Origin of the sequence: Faecalimicrobium dakarense (assembly GCF_000499525.1) — a bacterium.
GTDB lineage: Bacteria > Bacillota > Clostridia > Peptostreptococcales > Peptostreptococcaceae > Faecalimicrobium > Faecalimicrobium dakarense.
Genome location: NZ_HG529244.1, coordinates 33,813 through 52,457, shown reverse-complemented (window position 1 = coordinate 52,457; position 18,645 = coordinate 33,813). Strand labels below are relative to the sequence as shown.

At 28.9% G+C, this 18,645-nt stretch carries 15 protein-coding genes, 1 riboswitch and 1 other annotated feature; of the genes, 3 read left to right on the top strand and 12 right to left on the bottom strand.

Annotated features, from left to right (window positions below):
- Positions 1 to 46: 46 nt before the first annotated feature.
- The 5 genes from BN899_RS02940 to BN899_RS02920 form a co-directional block, all read right to left on the bottom strand.
- Positions 47 to 1,357, bottom strand: a complete 1,311-nt coding sequence (locus BN899_RS02940) for an alkaline phosphatase family protein (protein WP_042272734.1) — start codon at positions 1,355 to 1,357, stop codon at positions 47 to 49.
- A 30-nt stretch (positions 1,358 to 1,387) separates the two neighbouring features.
- The gene (locus tag BN899_RS02935) at positions 1,388 to 2,620 is read right to left on the bottom strand and encodes an MFS transporter (protein WP_042272731.1); all 1,233 of its coding nucleotides are present in this window, start codon (positions 2,618 to 2,620) and stop codon (positions 1,388 to 1,390) included.
- Between the two features lie 206 nt (positions 2,621 to 2,826).
- Positions 2,827 to 4,074 (bottom strand): MFS transporter, encoded by a 1,248-nt coding sequence (locus tag BN899_RS02930; protein ID WP_042272729.1) that lies wholly within the window; start codon positions 4,072 to 4,074, stop codon positions 2,827 to 2,829.
- Between the two features lie 314 nt (positions 4,075 to 4,388).
- Positions 4,389 to 5,153: a DeoR/GlpR family DNA-binding transcription regulator gene (locus BN899_RS02925; protein WP_042272727.1), complete on the bottom strand. Its 765-nt coding sequence runs from the start codon at positions 5,151 to 5,153 to the stop codon at positions 4,389 to 4,391.
- 90 nt (positions 5,154 to 5,243) lie between these two features.
- Positions 5,244 to 5,798: a helix-turn-helix domain-containing protein gene (locus BN899_RS02920; protein ID WP_042272725.1), complete on the bottom strand. Its 555-nt coding sequence runs from the start codon at positions 5,796 to 5,798 to the stop codon at positions 5,244 to 5,246.
- Positions 5,799 to 6,045: 247 nt separating this feature from the next.
- Between BN899_RS02920 and BN899_RS02915 the strand changes: the two genes are divergently transcribed.
- Positions 6,046 to 7,407 (top strand): D-serine ammonia-lyase, encoded by a 1,362-nt coding sequence (locus tag BN899_RS02915; RefSeq protein WP_042272721.1) that lies wholly within the window; start codon positions 6,046 to 6,048, stop codon positions 7,405 to 7,407.
- Positions 7,408 to 7,561: 154 nt separating this feature from the next.
- On the opposite strand, the gene BN899_RS02910 is transcribed toward BN899_RS02915, so the two are convergent.
- The 6 genes from BN899_RS02910 to BN899_RS02885 all read right to left on the bottom strand — a co-directional run bounded on the left by BN899_RS02910 (position 7,562) and on the right by BN899_RS02885 (position 13,122).
- Positions 7,562 to 8,341, bottom strand: a complete 780-nt coding sequence (locus BN899_RS02910; RefSeq protein WP_081712140.1) for a histidine phosphatase family protein — start codon at positions 8,339 to 8,341, stop codon at positions 7,562 to 7,564.
- A 52-nt stretch (positions 8,342 to 8,393) separates the two neighbouring features.
- Positions 8,394 to 9,647: a prolyl oligopeptidase family serine peptidase gene (locus BN899_RS02905; RefSeq protein ID WP_052356534.1), complete on the bottom strand. Its 1,254-nt coding sequence runs from the start codon at positions 9,645 to 9,647 to the stop codon at positions 8,394 to 8,396.
- A 150-nt stretch (positions 9,648 to 9,797) separates the two neighbouring features.
- On the bottom strand, positions 9,798 to 10,118 hold the full coding sequence (locus BN899_RS02900) for a PTS lactose/cellobiose transporter subunit IIA (RefSeq protein WP_042272719.1): 321 nt from the start codon (positions 10,116 to 10,118) through the stop codon (positions 9,798 to 9,800).
- An 18-nt stretch (positions 10,119 to 10,136) separates the two neighbouring features.
- The gene (locus tag BN899_RS02895; RefSeq protein ID WP_042272716.1) at positions 10,137 to 10,439 is read right to left on the bottom strand and encodes a PTS sugar transporter subunit IIB; all 303 of its coding nucleotides are present in this window, start codon (positions 10,437 to 10,439) and stop codon (positions 10,137 to 10,139) included.
- Entirely contained in the window at positions 10,439 to 11,830 is a 1,392-nt protein-coding gene (locus tag BN899_RS02890; protein ID WP_042272714.1) for a glycoside hydrolase family 1 protein, read from the bottom strand. Before BN899_RS02890 ends, BN899_RS02895 begins: the two co-directional genes overlap by 1 nt.
- Positions 11,830 to 13,122: a PTS sugar transporter subunit IIC gene (locus BN899_RS02885; protein ID WP_042272711.1), complete on the bottom strand. Its 1,293-nt coding sequence runs from the start codon at positions 13,120 to 13,122 to the stop codon at positions 11,830 to 11,832. Before BN899_RS02885 ends, BN899_RS02890 begins: the two co-directional genes overlap by 1 nt.
- Before the next feature lie 133 nt (positions 13,123 to 13,255).
- Between BN899_RS02885 and BN899_RS02880 the strand changes: the two genes are divergently transcribed.
- Positions 13,256 to 13,996: a MerR family DNA-binding transcriptional regulator gene (locus BN899_RS02880; protein WP_042272708.1), complete on the top strand. Its 741-nt coding sequence runs from the start codon at positions 13,256 to 13,258 to the stop codon at positions 13,994 to 13,996.
- Positions 13,997 to 14,281: 285 nt separating this feature from the next.
- Here the strand turns inward: BN899_RS02880 and BN899_RS02875 are convergent, their stop codons facing one another.
- Positions 14,282 to 16,285, bottom strand: coding sequence for a methyl-accepting chemotaxis protein (locus BN899_RS02875; protein WP_042272705.1), 2,004 nt, complete (start codon positions 16,283 to 16,285; stop codon positions 14,282 to 14,284).
- A gap of 312 nt (positions 16,286 to 16,597) precedes the next feature.
- Positions 16,598 to 16,676, bottom strand: a riboswitch (cyclic di-GMP riboswitch).
- A 244-nt stretch (positions 16,677 to 16,920) separates the two neighbouring features.
- Positions 16,921 to 17,182: a binding site (T-box leader), on the top strand.
- 109 nt (positions 17,183 to 17,291) lie between these two features.
- On the opposite strand from BN899_RS02875, the gene brnQ reads away from it, so the two are divergent.
- Positions 17,292 to 18,638 carry a branched-chain amino acid transport system II carrier protein gene (gene brnQ, locus BN899_RS02870; RefSeq protein WP_042272701.1) on the top strand — a complete coding sequence of 449 codons (1,347 nt, stop codon included), beginning with the start codon at positions 17,292 to 17,294 and terminating at the stop codon, positions 18,636 to 18,638.
- Positions 18,639 to 18,645: the final 7 nt, after the last annotated feature.

Below are 18,645 nucleotides of genomic sequence, written 5' to 3'. Positions count from 1 at the left end.
TCTCCTATTCAAATTAATAATACTTTCAGTTTATATAATCATAGTTTTAAACTAATATATTTTCTCCTTCAGCTGTTGATATTTCAAATCCCATTATATTTGCAAGAGTTGGAGCAACATCAATTAATCTTAGTTCTTCTATATCCTTATTCTTTTCTATATTAACTCCTTCTATATAAAAAGATGCTCTCATATCTTTTAAATTTTCGCAATAACCGTGTTGAGCTTTTTGTGATGTATTGCTATCTAGATATTTTCCTACTGTATCTTCTCTTACTTCATATCCTGGCTTAGATATAATAACATAATCAGCATCCGGGAATCCTCTTCTAGTTTTCTTAGCTTCTTTTCCTGTTATTATTTCACTAATTCCACTGTTTTCATCCTTTGAAAGCTCTTTTAATATATCTTCGACTTTTTTTCTTACTTCTTTGTTTTCTCTATCTTTAAGCTTTATTTGTCCAACTCCACCAGAACGTTGACACCAAGCTTCCCAGTTTATTACTTTATTATTTTCATTAATTTCAAGTAATCCATTTTCAGCTAAAATTACATTTGGCTTTATATCATAGTTATTATCTATAAGGCCATGGTCTGAAACCACACATACTACTACATTATCATTTGTAATTTCATGAGCCTTTCTTACTAGTTCTCCAACTAATTCATCTATTTTTTCAAGATCTGCTATTGCTTTTTTACTATATACGCCATTACCGTGAGCAGTCTCATCATATGATGCATAATAGCATGACATAAAAAATGGCTTTTCTTCTATACGATTTTTTATTTTATTTTCTAATATCCACATAGCTGCTTTTTGTCTTACAGTATCTCCTTCAATAGTTAAGTCTGTTCCCCCTGCAAATCTACCGATTTCTTTTTCTATTTCTTTAACTATTCCTTGTGGTGCACTTACTGCATCTATTAGTTTGCTATCAAGTTCACTTCCATCTCTCCATATTTCTGGTATATGGTAATCTGACTTTGCTCCAACAGATACAGGAAATCCTACACTTGAAGATATATATCCATTTTCTTTAGCACATTCCCATAAATTTTTAACATTTTCACTTACATACCAATACCATGCATCCATATGCTTCCCTGTTGGATCAAATATTTTATTAGTGTGTATTCCATGAGTTGCCGGATAAGTACCTGTTATCATAGAATGGTGGCAAGTATATGTAAATGTAGGAAATACACTTTTAACACCTTTTGATGCATAAGTTCCATTTTCCACAAAGTATTTTTTTAAATTAGGAAGATTAACTCCTATTCTTTCTGATTCAAATACAAACTCTGGTTTTAGAGCATCTATTGATATTAATAAAACACTTGGTCTACTGTTCATTTTATATTCTCCTTATTTTAAACAATGTTATTAATTTTCTATCGATTTTTTCAATTTAGTTACTTTTATAAGTTTTTTATTTATTAATAATCCTACCAGGCCAAAAACTATTATAATGCTAAATAGTATTTTGTATCCAAGAAGGCCTTTAAATCTATCTAAAATATTCCCATATAATGAATAGCAAAATACTAATGGTGAATATCCTATAAAACTTGCTAATGATATTGCCGCTCCTGATATATTCTCATCAATTCCTACTTCTTGCATAGGTGCAAACAATAGAGCTTTCATAGAATTTGCTAGTGCTGCAAAAACAATAACAAATATAAAGCCTATATTTACACTAAGATTTTTATGAGGTAAAACAATCATAAAAATCATAACAAGTATTATTGATATAAAACTAAATCTAAAGTACTTTGATGGAGATTTAAATCTTTTATCGGCTAAATATCCTCCAAATGGTCCTGCTAACATTTTTATTCCATATTGATTTATCATTGAATAAACTCCAATTAGTAATACGCTAACGTTATATGTATTTTGTAAAAATGGCATTGTATATGTTAATCCACAATAAATTGCATAAGCACAAAACATATTTCCTGCTACTAACCAAACCTCTTTTAATTTTACTATCTCAAAATTCACCCTTGAGTTACGTTCTTTTTTCGCTTTTGTAGGCTCATCTTTTTCTAAAACTATAAATGCTAATATACCCATAATTATGGCTGAAATTGAGTAAAATAATATTACATACTTGAGAGATTTTAATCTAGAAAATAAATACAATGCCATAAATACTATTACTGTATCAAATAAACCTCTACCAGCTTCAAAAAATCCAAATATTCTTCCTTGCTCATTGTTATTGCCAAGGCTTTTCACACTTTTTACTAATACTGGCCAGTAAAGCATATCACTAAATAATGAAAATAAAATCCATATTAATATAAGCATATAATAACCTGGAAAAGTAGATAAATATATACCTGCAATACCAACGCCTATAAGGCCACATGGTATTAATATTTTTTTAGATATTCTATCTATAAAATATATAGATCCTAGAAAACCAAAAGTACTAAAAAATCCAGCTATGGATAGTATATTTCCAATCTGAGTATGAGTTAAATTTAAGCTTTTTTGTATTGGAACATAAAATACATCTTGAATATAAGGTAATTTATATACTACTCCCGTAGACATTGTTAAAATTATAAATGTAATATATTTTTTTATATTCTTTTCAGATTTCATAAATCGTTTTCCCTTCAATTTTGATTCTAAAACCTAATTTATTATATAATATTTATCATACTTTTAAAAATTTATATTCCTATTTGTCACTTTTATACTTATATAATAATATTTGTTTATTTTAAATTTAATAAAAATCTCTATGACTAAACTTTATTGAATATTTATATATATTAATTTTTATTTTACTTCTGAATTTAATTGTTCTATTTTATTTTTTTAATTGCATTTACAAGTAATGTACTAACTATAAACCCTAATACAGCAGATCCTATCATCATAATAAATATCATTCTATATCCTGATAAACCTGGATTTTTATCTAAAATATTTCCATATAGTGAATAACAAAACATTCCTGGTGCATATCCTATAAAACTACCTATAGACATTGCTGCACCTGTTATATCTTCAGATATATTTATTTCACCCATTGGAGCAAAGAATACCGCTCTCATAGAGAATAGTACAGCTCCAAATATTAATGTCATAGCCATACCTGTATAAACATTTAATGAATTATGTGGTGCTATGACCATTATAACTAAAAGAGCTATACATATTAGAAATCCAAATCTTATATATTTTGTTGGTGAATGGAATTTTTTGTCTGCTAAGTATCCACCTATTGGTCCACCAACCATTTTTAATCCATATTGAGTTATAATTCCATAAGCTCCAACTAATGCAACTGGTAAAGCATATACATCTTTTAAGAAAGGTATAAAGTAAGTTATTCCGCAGTATATTGCATACACAAAGAAAGTATTAAATGCTGCTAGCCATATCTCTTTTGTTTTGAAAGCCACTATTGGAGAAACCTTAGCTTTTTTACCTTCTTCTTTATTATTTTTAGAATAATTTTTATCATCTTCAAGAACAAAGAACGCTGCTATACCTATAACTATTACTGTTATAGAGTAAAATAATATAGAATTTCTAAATCCTATTTCACTAGACCCAAAGTAAGCAAATATTCCAAGTGCAGCAAAAGCTACCAAAGTATCTACAAGTCCTCTACTTGCTTCAAAGTATCCAAATATTCTACCCTGTCCGTCTTTACCACCTAATGATTTAATGCTTTTAAGTAAAACTGGCCAGAAAATCATATCATTTGTTAAAGCAAATAATGCCCATATTAATAATATTTGGTTGTATCCTGGGAAAGTTGCCAACCACAAACCTAAAAGTCCTGTACCAATAAGACCAACTGGTAATAGTATTCTCTTAGATATTCTATCCGATAACCATACAGCTGCTATAAACCCCAGAGTCGTTACTGTACCACTTATAGACAAAGCATTTCCTATTTGAGTATGTGTAAGCCCTAAGTATTCTTGCATCGGAACATAAAATGCATCTTTTAAAAAACATAACTTATATATGGTTCCTGCTCCTAATGTTAAGATTATAAAAGTAATCCATTTTTTAATGTTTTCTTTCTTGTTATTCATCTGTCTCACTCCTTAATATTATTTAATAATGATTTCACTTTAGAGATATCATTTTCCCGCTGATTATTTTACTTCTTTGCCTCCTTAATTTCATTTAATAATGGTTTCGTTTTAAAGGATACCATTTTCATTTTTAGTATATATAGATTTTTGTGGATTTGCAATTGTTTTTATTGTATTTATTTGTATTTGATTGCATTTATTTACATCTTTATTCCTTATAACTCTTGAAATTACACAAAAGGACAACTTAAATTAAATTTTAAAAAAACGACTTAAATTAAGTTTAATTTAAGTCGTTTTTTATAAATTTATTATTTATTTATTATCTCTACACCATGTTTTAAATATTTACTAACAATATTTTTATCGGCCTTGCTATCTGTAATTATAAAATTAACGTCTTCTATATCTGAAATTTTAGTTAAAGACACACTATCTATCTTACTACTATCAGCTAATATAATTGCTTCTTTTGATATTTCAATTAACATTTGCTGTATCTCTACAGTATGTATATCATAATCTGTTATTCCTCTATTTAAAGAAACTCCTCCAACGCTTATAAATGCTCTGTCTACTATAAAGTTTTTCAATATATTTTTTGCAAACTCACCATAAAATGCATATTCTTTATTATTTAATAGTCCACCTGCTAGTATTATATTTATACCTTGGCTATTAGCTAATTCTGTTGCTATTATTAAAGAATTAGTTATAACTGTTATATTTTTAAATTTATTTTTTAATTGCCTAGCTATTTCTACATTAGTTGTACTATCATTTAATGCTATAGATTGACCTTCATTTATGTATTTTATAGCAATAGATGCTATCTCCAATTTCTCTTCTTTAAATTCTTCTTCTCTTTTTTCAAAGCTTAGTTTATCTACTGATACTTTCTTTAAAACAGCGCCTCCATAAACTCGTTCTAATATACCTTCTTTTTCTAAGTGTTCCAAATCTCTTCTTATAGTTTCTATTGATACATTTAGTTCTTTTATTAATTTAGATACTTTAACTGCACAATCTCTCTTCAAAATTTCTATTATATATTCATATCTCTCTTGAGCTAACATTTATATCTCCTATATTATTTTTTGTATATTTAATTTTAATATTATATTTTTTACTACGGCATCAAGTAACGCTTCCTATTATAGATAACTTTAGAAAGAAGGTGGTGTTACTGCAAATATCACTTCACAATCAAAATCAGATATATTTTCCCATTTGTGATTTGAGTGTGGAGGTATTTTTATACTATCGCCACAATTTAGTTCAACTACCTCATTCATTAAATAAAGATTAACTGATCCTTTCATTACATAAGCAACCTCTTCACCCTTATGGCTAAAAAGTTCTTTTGAGGAAGATTTCTTAGGAGGTATTTTCATAAGCATAAACTCAATATCTCCTTTTGAGTTGGGTGTTAACAATTCATATGCAAAACTGTCATCTTCAGCAAACATTATTTTCTTACGACTATCTTTTCTAACTACTAAACTTTCAGTTGCAACATCATTTATGAAAAAATTAAACATTGGTATATCCAAAGCATTAGCAATTTGTTTTAGTGTATTAATAGACGGATTAGCGCTTCCTTTTTCTATTTGGCTAAGCAGTGATGGTGTAACACCTATTAAATTAGCTAACTCTTTAATAGTTAATTCTTTTCCTTTTCTGTATTCAGAAATATTTTTTGATATATCTACTTCATTCATTTATAAACTACCTCATTTTTACGTATTTTAAATTATTATTTAGATAATTATATCAGTATAGACTACTTTACGCAATTTGATTAAATTCTATTTAATTAAAATTAAAATAATTAAATATTATTGACTATCATAAAAAAACATGCTAGTATTTATTAAAACACACTTAATTTATTAAGTTGAAATTAAATATTATTTAACTAAGAATAATATATAAATCTATATAATATTAAGATAAGGATGGTTAATTATGACTAATTCAAAAGTATTAAACAAAGAAATATCAACTTGGATAGAAGAATATCCATTATTACAAGAGATAATAGATTTAAAGGAATCATTATGGATAAATCCACAACATAGCAACTTTGAAGAAGGAATGAAAAATGTTTCTCTATCTGATGATGATGTATTAGATGCAGAGAAAAGATTAGATAGATTTGCTCCATATATAGCAAAAGTATTCCCTGAAACTAAGCCAGAAAACGGTATAATAGAATCTCCAATAGCTAAAATAGATAATATGAAAGCTAAATTAGAAGAAATATGTGGTGAGAAGCTTTTAGGAAATCTTTTATTAAAGTGCGATAGTCATCTTAAAGTATCAGGATCTATAAAAGCTAGAGGTGGTATATATGAAGTTTTAAAGCGTGCAGAAGATTTAGCTTTAGAAAATAATATAATTACATTAGAAGATAACTATGAAAAGTTAGATAGCGATGAAGTTAGAGCATTTTTCTCTAATTATTCTGTGGTAGTAGGATCAACTGGAAATTTAGGTTTAAGTATAGGTATAATGAGTGCTAAGCTTGGTTTCAAAGTTACTGTTCATATGTCAGCAGATGCAAGACAATGGAAAAAGGATCTTTTAAGAAGCAGAGGTGTAGAGGTTATAGAATATGAATCTGATTACAGTAAAGCTGTTGAAGAAGGTAGAAAGCAAGCTGAAGCAGATGCTAGTAGCTACTTTGTAGATGATGAAAATTCTAAAAACTTATTCTTAGGATATTCAGTAGCAGCTAAAAGATTAGATAAGCAGCTAAAAGATATGGGTGTAAAAGTAGATAGTAATAATCCATTATTCGTATATTTACCATGCGGAGTTGGTGGAGGTCCTGGTGGAGTTGCTTTTGGACTTAAGCTTTTATATAAAGATAATGTGCATTTCTTCTTTGCTGAACCAACACATTCTCCATGTATGATGATGGGATGTATGACTGGAGAACATGATAATATATCTGTTCAAGAATTTGGAATAGATAATATAACTGCAGCAGATGGATTAGCAGTAGGTAGAGCTTCTGGATTTGTTGGTAAAACTTTAGAAAAATTAATGAGTGGATGCTATTCAATTACAGATGAAAACATGTACAGACTATTAACTAAAATGGCTGATAGTGAAAATATATTCTTAGAACCTTCAGCACTTGCTGGTGTTCCAGGTATTGTAAATATACTTACATCTGAAGAAGGTAAAAAATATTTAAGAGATAACAATCTTGAAGATAAATTAAACAATATAACTCATATTGCATGGGCAACTGGTGGAAGTATGGTACCAAAAGATATGATGGATGAGTATTATAATAAAGGTGTTTCATTACTTAAGTAAAAAACTAATATTAATACTTAAATTATATTAGGTATAATAAAAAGGTGTAATAGTAGAATTGATTTTCTATTTTACACCTTTTTTTATTATTTAAACTTTACTTCTTATACATTGAACACTTTAATATCTAATTATCTAAAATAAAGCTATAATATTATTTTTTATCTTTTCCTTTTTCTACATAGCTCATATCATTTACTGATTCAACACTATACTTACCATCTTTATATACTATCTTTGATACACTGGCATTATGAAGCCCCTCTTCTACTTCATTTAATGCTTCCGGTTCTATGGTATATAATAATCCCATTAATGATATTCCATGAGATACTAATAAAACATTTCCTCCACCATCTTTTGATGCTTCTTCTATAATTTTATCAACTTCTGATCTTATTCTCTTTGAAACCTCTTCTGTACTTTCAGCTTGTTTACTTTTATCAATTTTCTTACATGTATCAAGCATTACATCAACATCAAATCTTTGCATAAATTCTTCAATTGTCATATTATTAGCTTTAGCAAGTTCCTCCCTAAAAGTAGAGTTTAATTCTCCTTCAAATTCTCCAAAACAAGATTCTCTTAATTCTTTTCTTTGAATTATTTCCAAATCACTCTGACCACTTTTATCTAATACTATTTTAGCTGTTTCTATTGCACGACCGCTATCAGAACTATATACTTTTTCAAATTTTATATCCTTTAAACCTTCTCCTAAAAACTGTACTACTTCTATTCCATCTTCTGTAAGAGGTGCATCTGCCCATCCTTGTACTCTATCTGTATTATTTAACATAGTCTTTCCATGTCTTGTTAAATATATTTCAACAGGCTTACTTTCCTTGGCTGCCTCAGTATCATTACTTGAACATCCATATAGTGGAACTGACAATATTCCAACTAAACATAATAAAATAGCTTTCTTCACCATAATAACAAATCCCCCATAATTTTTATTAATTCATGTTATATTTCTATGTTTACTATTTTGATTGACTAAATACCCAATCTATCATTTCTTGGTTTTGTAATGCTGGTACCCAAGAGAAATGCCCCATTGGCATAACTTCTCCCTCTTTATACTCTGTATATTTAACAGAAGTTCCACCTAATTCTTTTATTGCTTTTTCGGCATCTCTACTATATCTGACATCAACTAATGGGTCATCTTCTGCATGGAAAATCCAAATAGGCATATCTTTTATATTCTTAAATGCTGAATAATCTGTCATAGGAATATATTCTGACTCAAGGTCTAAACCATTAATATCTCCTATACCACAAATAGGAACTGCTGCCGCAAATAATTTTGGATTTTTCTCAATAATATTCCAAGTTCCTATTCCTCCATTAGACATTCCAACAACATAAATTCGATTCTCATCTATATTATACTTTTCAATTGTTTCTTTTAATAAGTTTAACATCGTAGTATAATTAGGCTCTTCTGTCCAGTACATTGTAAGTTCATCAGCGGCAGGTACTTGAGGTGCTAATACATATGTTGGATTTTTTTCTTGTTGCTTAGGGTCGGCCCATACTAATGCACCTTCATTTCCAAGCATGTGCATTTCATTGTCACTACCTCTTTCTCCTGAGCCATGTAAAAATAATACTAATGGATATTTCTCATTATTTTCAGTTTTAGGTTCAAACAGTCTATAGTCCATCGTATTTCCTGATGAGTCTTTATAAGTTAATTTTTCAAATTCATCTACAATAGGAGTTACTATATTTGATTTTTTAATTTTATCTTCACTTGATTTAAAAGTCTTTCCATTCTTTGTTTTTATATCTGTATTTTGAGTTACTGTATAATCCGTACCTAATCTGTCATTTAAAAATCTTTCTTCCTCAAATACTATTGTACTTGCATTTTCATCTTCTATATCTAACTCAATAACTACATACTGTCCTTCTTTTGACTCTTCTGATAAATCAATTTCATCGTTTGTGTATACCTTAGTTACTGTTCTCTCTTCTGTTTTATCATCAATAGTTACTTCTACCTTAAAATTTTCTGGTTTTAATTCAGAAGCATCTACTGTATCTCCAAAGTCGCAAACCATAGCATAACCAACTTCACCATATGGAAGAACCTTAGTTATAAGTGTTACATTTGAAGAATCTAAAGTACTTATATCATTGCTTGTTGAACTACAACCGTTCATTGTCATACCAATAATACAAGTTGTCATTAGAGTTGAAATTTTAATAAATTTATTTTTTCTTATCATATTAATCCCCCTAATACAAATTAAATTTTTATAATGTAGAATTATCATCAATATTTTAGAAAACGTTATCCTAATAGTTAAAATTAAAAGCATTATTATAAGAAACCGCACCTTTAATTATGGTACGGTTTTCTTTATTTTTAATAACTATCATTTAGTGTTACTATTCATCATTTCATATAAAGATATAAATTCTAGTGCTACAATCTTAAAAGTTTCTGCACTCATTAATTGGTCCTCTGCATGTATAAGTAGTAAGTTAGGTACTACTGGATTCCCTGCTGCTTCCTCTTGAACTAGCTTAGCATGAGCACGATGACCATTTACAAACAAAGCTTCACCCTCACTTATCATATCCATTGCAGCTTTTGCATCACCATTTTTAGCAAGACCAATTGCTTCTACATAACAACTTCTTGCTCCACCTACATTCGAAATAATTTCAAAGCTTATTAATTCCATTCCTTCCATAGCTAATCTCCCTTTGCCTTAGTCACCTAATATTTTTTTCACTTTATCAATAACAGACTTACCATTCATAGCTCCATAATCAGCAATATCTATTACTTCAACTGGAATATTTGGCAACTGTGCTTTTACCTTTGCTTGATTAAATCTTACTTGTGGCCCAAGTAATACAATATCTGCGCTTGGTCCATACTCTGCTGCTTCAGATATAGCATGTGCCTCTATTTGAACTTCATATTTATCTTTTTGGGCTGCTTCTTTCATTTTGTTAACTAGTAAGCTAGTTGACATTCCTGCATTACAAAATAATACTATTTTTCTCATTATAAGTTCCTCCCATTATTTTCAATTACTTTTTTGTACCAATAAAAACTATCTTTTTTAATTCTCTTTAATGATCCATTTCCTTTATCATCTTTATCAACGTAAATCATGCCATATCTTTTAGACATTTCACCTGTAGATGCACTTATTAAGTCTATACATCCCCATGGAGTATATCCCATTAAGTCTACGCCATCTTCCTCTACAGCTAATTTCATTTGTTCAATATGTTTTCTTAGGTAGTCTATTCTATATTCATCATGAATCTTTCCATCTTCAGTTAACTCATCCTTAGCTCCTAATCCGTTTTCTACTATAAATAGTGGAATTTGATAGCGATCATATAAATTATTTAAGCTAATTCTTAGTCCTATTGGGTCAATCTGCCATCCCCACTCGCTTTTTTCTAAATAAGGATTTTCACCACCTGTACTCATATTACCGCTACCCTCACTAGCACCTTCCCCTGTTGTCCATGACATATAATAGCTAAACCCAATATAATCAACTGTACCTTTTTTTAATATTTCTTCATCATTATGTTCCATTTCAATTTTTATATTTCTCTGTTCTAATACTTTTTTAGACTTATTAGAGTATCTACCTCTAACCTGGATATCTGAGTAATGATAAGTCTCATCATTTTCCTTAATAGATTGTAGTACATCTTTTGGGCTACAAGTATAAGGATATGAAGGTCCATACATTAACATCATTCCTATTTTAAATTCTTTAGAAATCTCACGTCCAAGCATCACTGCTTTTGCACTTGCTATCAGTTGATGATGTGCCATTTGCATTATTATTTGAAGATTATCAGTTTGAATTCCTGTAGAGAAAAATGAGTTATAATCAATTACATTTATTTCATTAAAAGTCATCCAGTATTTTACTCTATCCTTATACCTCTTAAATAAAACTTCACAAAAATTAATGTAGCAGTCTATCATCTTTCTATTTTTCCATGAACCATACTTCTCTACTAAGTTCTGTGGAACTTCATAGTGTGAAATAGTTACAATCGGCTCAATATTATATTTTTCTAGCTCATCTAATAATGAATCGTAAAACTCTAATCCTTTTTCATTCGGTGTTTTATCATCTCCATTTGGAAATATTCTAGGCCAGTTAATAGAGAATCTAAAACACTTAAATCCCATTTCAGCAAATAATGCAATATCTTCTTTATATCTATGGTAAAAATCAATTGCTTCATGTGAAGGATAATATTCACCTATTTTTATGGTATCTGTATGTAACCTTCCTTCTTTATGCTTTCCAGCAGCAGCAAAATCAGAAGAGCTTAATCCTTTTCCATCAATATTATATGCTCCTTCACATTGATTAGCTGATACTGCGCCTCCCCATAAAAATTCTTTTGAAAAGCTCATTAATTTAACCCCTTCTCTACCATTTTTTCTTCGTCTACTGCTTTTTTATCTGCCATCTTAAAGAACGGCATAAATAAAAGAGTTTGAACTGCAATTACTATAATTATTGCTAGGGCGAACTGCCATCCACCATAAAACCATTCTGCTATTACTGGCGGTGTAACCCATGGTAACTCTATTGTTGGATTCATATAATTTAAAAATCCAATTTTATACAATAAATGAACTACTACTCCCCCAACAGCTGTTGAAAATACTAACGGTAAGAAGAATATTGGATTTAATATAACTGGAACACCAAAAATTAGTGGCTCGTTAATATTAAATATACTTGGCACAAAAGATAACTTACTTAATGATTTATAACGTTCTGACTTTGAGAACAACATGTTAATAGATAGACCTAATGTATTCCCTGTTCCACCTATCATTATTACACTTAGCATAAACATAATCTCAAAGTATGGTAATGGTTGACCTTGTAAAAATGCCGTAATATTTTCAATAATTAATGGAGTAATTACTGCATAGAATATATTTATTATTGCACTTGGATGTATTCCAAAGAACCATAATACATTTGCAAATGTAAATACAATAATAACTGATACTGCATTTGTTCCAATTGCACTAATTGGCGCAGATACAACAGTATTTACAAAGTTCATAGCATCTCCATATGGTGAAAAATGGAATCCTGCTTTTACTATAAATGCAACCATAAAGATAATCATAGCAGCAAAAGTTGGTGATAAAGAGTCACTAACCATTGGTGGTACTGATTCTGGCATCTTAATAGTTACTTTCTTTTTAACTAAGAAACTATAAAACATTGTAATAGATATACCTACTATTATTGCAATGAAAATACCTTCACTACCAATAGATACAGTTTTAATTACTGTCATATACTCTTCTTCTCCAACTGGTATTTGTACCTGTGGAACTAAAACTAAGAATGATGCTAAACTTAAAATTACACAAGTTATCGGATTTTGATTTTCCAATCTTGCTGTTTCATATGAAATTGTACAAACAATATAAATTGCATAAAGACCACTTGTAATATTAATTAAATCTTGAATTAATTGTGTTAACCCCATTTCGGCAAGTAAATTTTGCCATGGCTCAATTGGTAAGTTACCCACTATAGCTATAAAAGCAACCCCTAAAGTAACTGGTAAAACCGACATCATACCATTTGTCAGAGCTTGAACAATTTTACTTTCTGACATTTTTGTAGCTATTGGGCCTATAGCTTTTTCTAAGAATGCTTGAAATTTTAAATACATTTTACATCCCTCCTCTTGATGTCATTATATACTTTAAAGTAACTTTAATGTAAATACCTTTTCCTAAATTTATGAAAACCTTTTTATTGACCATTCTCGATATAAAACTTAAAATAAGATTGGGTGATGATTAGTGAGCGAAAAATATACAATTAAAGAAATATCAGAATTATTTAATATTCCTAAATCAACATTAAGATATTGGGAAAGTGAAGGATTAATTTCATCTTTAAGAAATAATTCAAATAACTATAGAGAATACTGTACTGATAGTCTTATTAAAATTTGTGATATTATTTTTTATAGGAATTTAAATATTCCAGTGAAAGATGTTAGTAAAACCTGGAAAATGAGCGTTTCTGATACTGAAGAACTTCTCCTTAATTCTAAGGATAAACTTGAACAGCAGATTACAGAGTTAGAATCAATAAAATATAAAATTGACCAAAACTTAGAAGGTATTAAAACATATAATGAATTAAAAGATAACCCTTATAGAAATGGGATTCCACCATTTACTAGCATTGTACATTTGCATCTAGGTCAAACAAAAAATGTTTTAAATTATATCAATAACCAAAATATTTTAGCCTTTCCTCTTCATCTAGGTGATAAAGAAATCAAGCACTATGGTGTAGTATCTAATAATATTGATAGTTCAAATGGTAAGATATTATGGAGTTGTGATAATAAGAAACATGAATATATTGAGTGTTTAATAAGAACTGAGGGTGAAGAGGTTGATCAGGTTTATTTACAAGACCATTTAGACTATATAAAAAGTATCGGTAAAAACTGTGGAATTATATTATCAAAATATTTAATTTCAGATAAATCATATGATTATTATCATTCTTGGATTGAGACATTATAAATTTTTTAGTTATCAACTATTTGCATAATATGTTAAAAGACACACTTACTCTATAAAAGTAAATGTGTCTTTTTTATTAATTTAATCACTTAAAACTAATTATATTTGTAATATCTTCTGATTCTAGAAATAACGTTTTATCATCAGATGATTTTTCAATAGTAATTTTTTGTACTCTTAACTATTAATTTTTTATCTGCGAAGAAATTAATAAGAATTTCCATTATACTATGAATATTAATATATTATATATTTTCTGTATGTATAAATTTAAAATATTTATACCTAGAATTCTTCACTATCAAATAACATCTTACTATCAAAATATTTAGGTTTTTCATCTTTTAATTTAAATTTATGAAGAAGTTCTTCTAACATTTCAGCCTGACTTGATAATTCTTCACTTGCTGCAGCACTTTCTTCAGAAGTTGCTGAGTTAGTCTGTACAACTATAGATATTTGTTCTACACCTATATTTACTTGGTTTATATGCTCTGATTGTTCATTACTTGCATCTGCAATTTCTTGTATAACTTCTGCTGATTTTTTAGCACCATTAACAACTTCTTCAAGAGATTTTGCAGTTTCTGAAACAATTACACTTCCATTTTTGATTGCTATAAGCGATTTTTCTATTAACTCAGCTGTATCTTTTGCACTTTGTGCAGATTTTTCAGCAAGGTTTCTAACTTCATCAGCAACAACAGCAAATCCTTTACCCGCTTCTCCAGCACGTGCTGCTTCTACAGCTGCATTAAGAGCTAATATGTTTGTCTGGAATGCTATTGAATCAATGTTTTTAATTATATTTCCTATTTCATTTGATGTATTGCTAATTTCATCCATTGCTGAAATCATCTCTTGCATTTGTTTTTTTCCTTTGTCTGTAGCAATACTTGAATTTATAGATATTTCTTTTGCTCTTGCTGCATTTTCTGCAGTTTGTTTTATTTGCTCTGATACTTCATTTATAGTTGCTGAAAGCTCTTGAATTGAACTTGATTGTTCTGTAGCACCTTGAGAAAGTACTTGAGCTCCCTCTGCTACTTGATTTGCTCCAATTGCAACTTGTTCCCCAGAAACATTTATTTGTGTTAAAGTACTATTTAAACTGTCTACAATTTTATCTAAAGCTATTAACATCGGTTCAAAGTCATTTACAAATAACTCACTGTATTTATCATCATCTATATTAATATCTAAATTACCATTACTAATTTCAGCTAATATATTTGTTAATGTATTTATCATTTCTCTAACATCAGTAACTATTTTACCTGTTGCCTCTGCTACTAAACCTATTTCATTATTTTCATATATAACTGGTATATCTGAATTTAAATCACCTTCGGCTAGTTTTTTAAGTCTTTCGCTACATTCTTTTAATGGATTTCCTATTTTATTAGAAAACTTTATTGCTGCAATAAATGCTATAATTGTAAATATTATAGATAGTATAACTGTAATCATTATTGAAGTATACATTTGATCAAGGAAATCAGCTTTATTTATCATTACTCCTACACCCCAGCCACTACTATTTTTTACTGGAGCATATCCTAAAATCCAATCTTCTCCTTTTGCCTCTACATCAGTGTACCCTGTTTCTCCTGAAATTAGCTTTTTATCAGCTTCTGCAACAGGCACTAGATCTTTATTTGTTTCTGCTTCTTTTATAGTATTTTCCTTAGCAACAAGACTAGGGTCTTTATCAGCAATTGTTGTTCCTTCATTATCTATAAGATAAGTGTAACTATTTTCACTTATTTTTATATTATTAATAATATCATTTAGGAAATCTTTATCTGCATCAAAAGTTACAACTCCCACTATTTTGCTATCTTGTACTCCATTTTCCCAAATAGGCGCTGAGACTACAAGTGTAAGTTCTCCTGTTACCTTACTAACAACAGGACTACCCATATAAGCTTTTCCTTCCATAGAAGTTTTAAAATAATCCCTTCCAGAATAATCTTTTCCACTAAAAAGATCTTTACCGTTTGCATCTAAAATTTGACCTAATGATAATCCATATAGTTTTTCCTGTCTAGTTATAATACTTTGTTTTTCTTCTACACTTACCTTAGGATCTGATATTTCTTTTATAATACCTGTTTGAGTTGCTGCATTTTTAAGATTAGTAATTTTTTGAGAAACAGTTTCAGCAGCTTGTTTAGTCGTCTCTACTGCTGTTTTCGATAAAATACTGTTAGAAGTTTTATAATTTAAAAAACTTGTAATTGATCCTAAACATAAACAGCAAACAACTGCAAAACATACAATTGTCAAAGCAAGTTGAGTTTTTATACTTTTGTTTTTTCTTTACTTTTTCTCTTAATTTAAATTTCATTTTTTATTTTTTCCCCTTTATTATTTTGCTTTATCTGCTAATTTATCAGCACTATTAACAGAGCTAACTATTTAGGCTTTGTCCTTTAATTGTATTATTTTAAAATACTTGTATTTTATAATTTTCAATAATCCCCCCTCACAAGTTAAAATATTATAATTATTAAAATCCACTTTACGTAATACAAAAAATAAAAGAGCGTTAACATAAACCAGTTAACACTCTTATTCTAATATACAAAGGTACAAAATTTATGCAACTGGCTGACTTTAATAAAAAGTCCCTATAGCTTTGCGTCGCCGAATCACTCCGGGTTTGCTAATTTAATTTTATTTAATATTTAATTTTACATTTTATATTAACACGAATGGAATTTTTTGTAAATAATTAAGATATTATGCGTATTTATATTATTTTTTGAATTTAAAAGTAGAAAAATATATTTTAATTATACGGTCAACGTATCTTTAAATTAATTGATTATTAAAATAAATTTTAAAATATAAAAAATTTATTTTTTATGTTGACATAATTAAAAATAGTCTATATTATTAGATTAATAAATTTAAAGGAAATAAATTCTATGAAGAGAAAAAGTAAGTATTATTTTGTTCCACAGAGAGTTGGTGTTTGCTGAAAACCAATGTTCAAATTATACTGAAAAATCATCTCTGAGAAGCAATGCTGAACGTATTTTAAGTAAGTATTGCCGGTATCTTCCACCGTTAAAAGGTAAGCGTATTGATAGATACGTAACTAAGAGCCACGAAAAGGTTTATTTTTTATAACCTAATTTTGTGGAACTAGGGTGGTAACGCGGATAATCCGTCCCTTGTATTTTACAAGGGGCGGTTTTTTTATTTCTTGAAAGGGGGAATTTTAATGGACATTGAAGGTGAAATAATGAATTACTGAAAAATATAATTAAAACAGGAGGATATAAAAATGAACGATTTATCAAAAAAAGATTTATTATTTATAGGATTAATGCTTTTCTCTTTATTCTTTGGAGCAGGAAACTTAATATTTCCACCATTTCTTGGGCAATCAGCAGGACATAACACATGGATAGCAATGGCATCATTTTTTATAACAGCGGTTGGGTTTCCTATATTAGGCGTGATTGCTGTTGCTAAGTCAGGTGGGTTAACTAACTTAGCTAAGAAAGTTAATAATAGTTTTGCAATAGTTTTTACTATTTTAATATATTTATCAATAGGACCTGGTTTAGGTATACCAAGAGCTGGAAGTTTACCTTTCGAAATGGTAGTATCACCTTATTTACCAGAAAGTGTTCCAAAATCTCTTGCATTATTTTTATTTACATTTATTTTCTTTTCAGTTGCATATTGGCTTTCACTCTCTCCAACAAAGTTAGTAAACCGTATGGGTAAAGTGTTAACTCCAACTTTGTTACTCTTAATACTTGTTATTTTCTTAGGATCTTTATTTAGACCTTTAGGTAGTTATGGAGAGCCTAGCAAAGATTATTTAGCTAATCCGTTAGTCAAAGGATTTTTAGATGGGTATTTAACTATGGATACAATAGCAGCTTTAAATTTTGGTATAGTTATAGCACTAGCAATAAAATCTAACGGGGTAAAAGATGAAAAAGCCGTAGTTTCAGCAACTATAAAAGCAGGACTTATAGCAGGAACTTTATTGGTAATAATATATTCGTTACTTGCTCATCTAGGAGCAACTAGTGGTTTTAGATTTGGTGCTACTGAAAATGGAGCTCAAACTTTAACAAATGTTACAACGCATATTTTCGGTAAACCAGGAGCATTATTGTTAGCAGCTACATTTACATTAGCTTGCTTGACAACTAGTGTTGGGCTTATAAGTTCTTGTAGCCAATACTTTGCAACTCTTACTAATAAAGTATCTTATAAATCTTGGGTTAGAATCTTATCTGTTTCTAGTATGACCCTTGCTAACCTAGGATTAACAAAGCTACTAGCTGTATCAGTACCTCTATTAAATGCGATATACCCAATCTCAATAATGCTTATATTACTATCAATGTTTGATAAGTTTATAAAAGAAAATACTTTAGTTTATAAATTTACAATACTATTTACTGGTGTAGTAAGCGTCGTTGATACTTTAGGTCAAGTAGGAATAAAATTAAGTTATCTTTCAGATTTATTTAGTAAATTACCTTTATACTCTCAAGGTCTAGGTTGGGTAGTACCTGCAATAATTGGAATGCTTTTAGGGTTAGGAACAATGTATTTAAAACCTAGTTTAATTAAAAATGAAGTTAATGAAAGTAGTAATTTAGAATAGTATATTC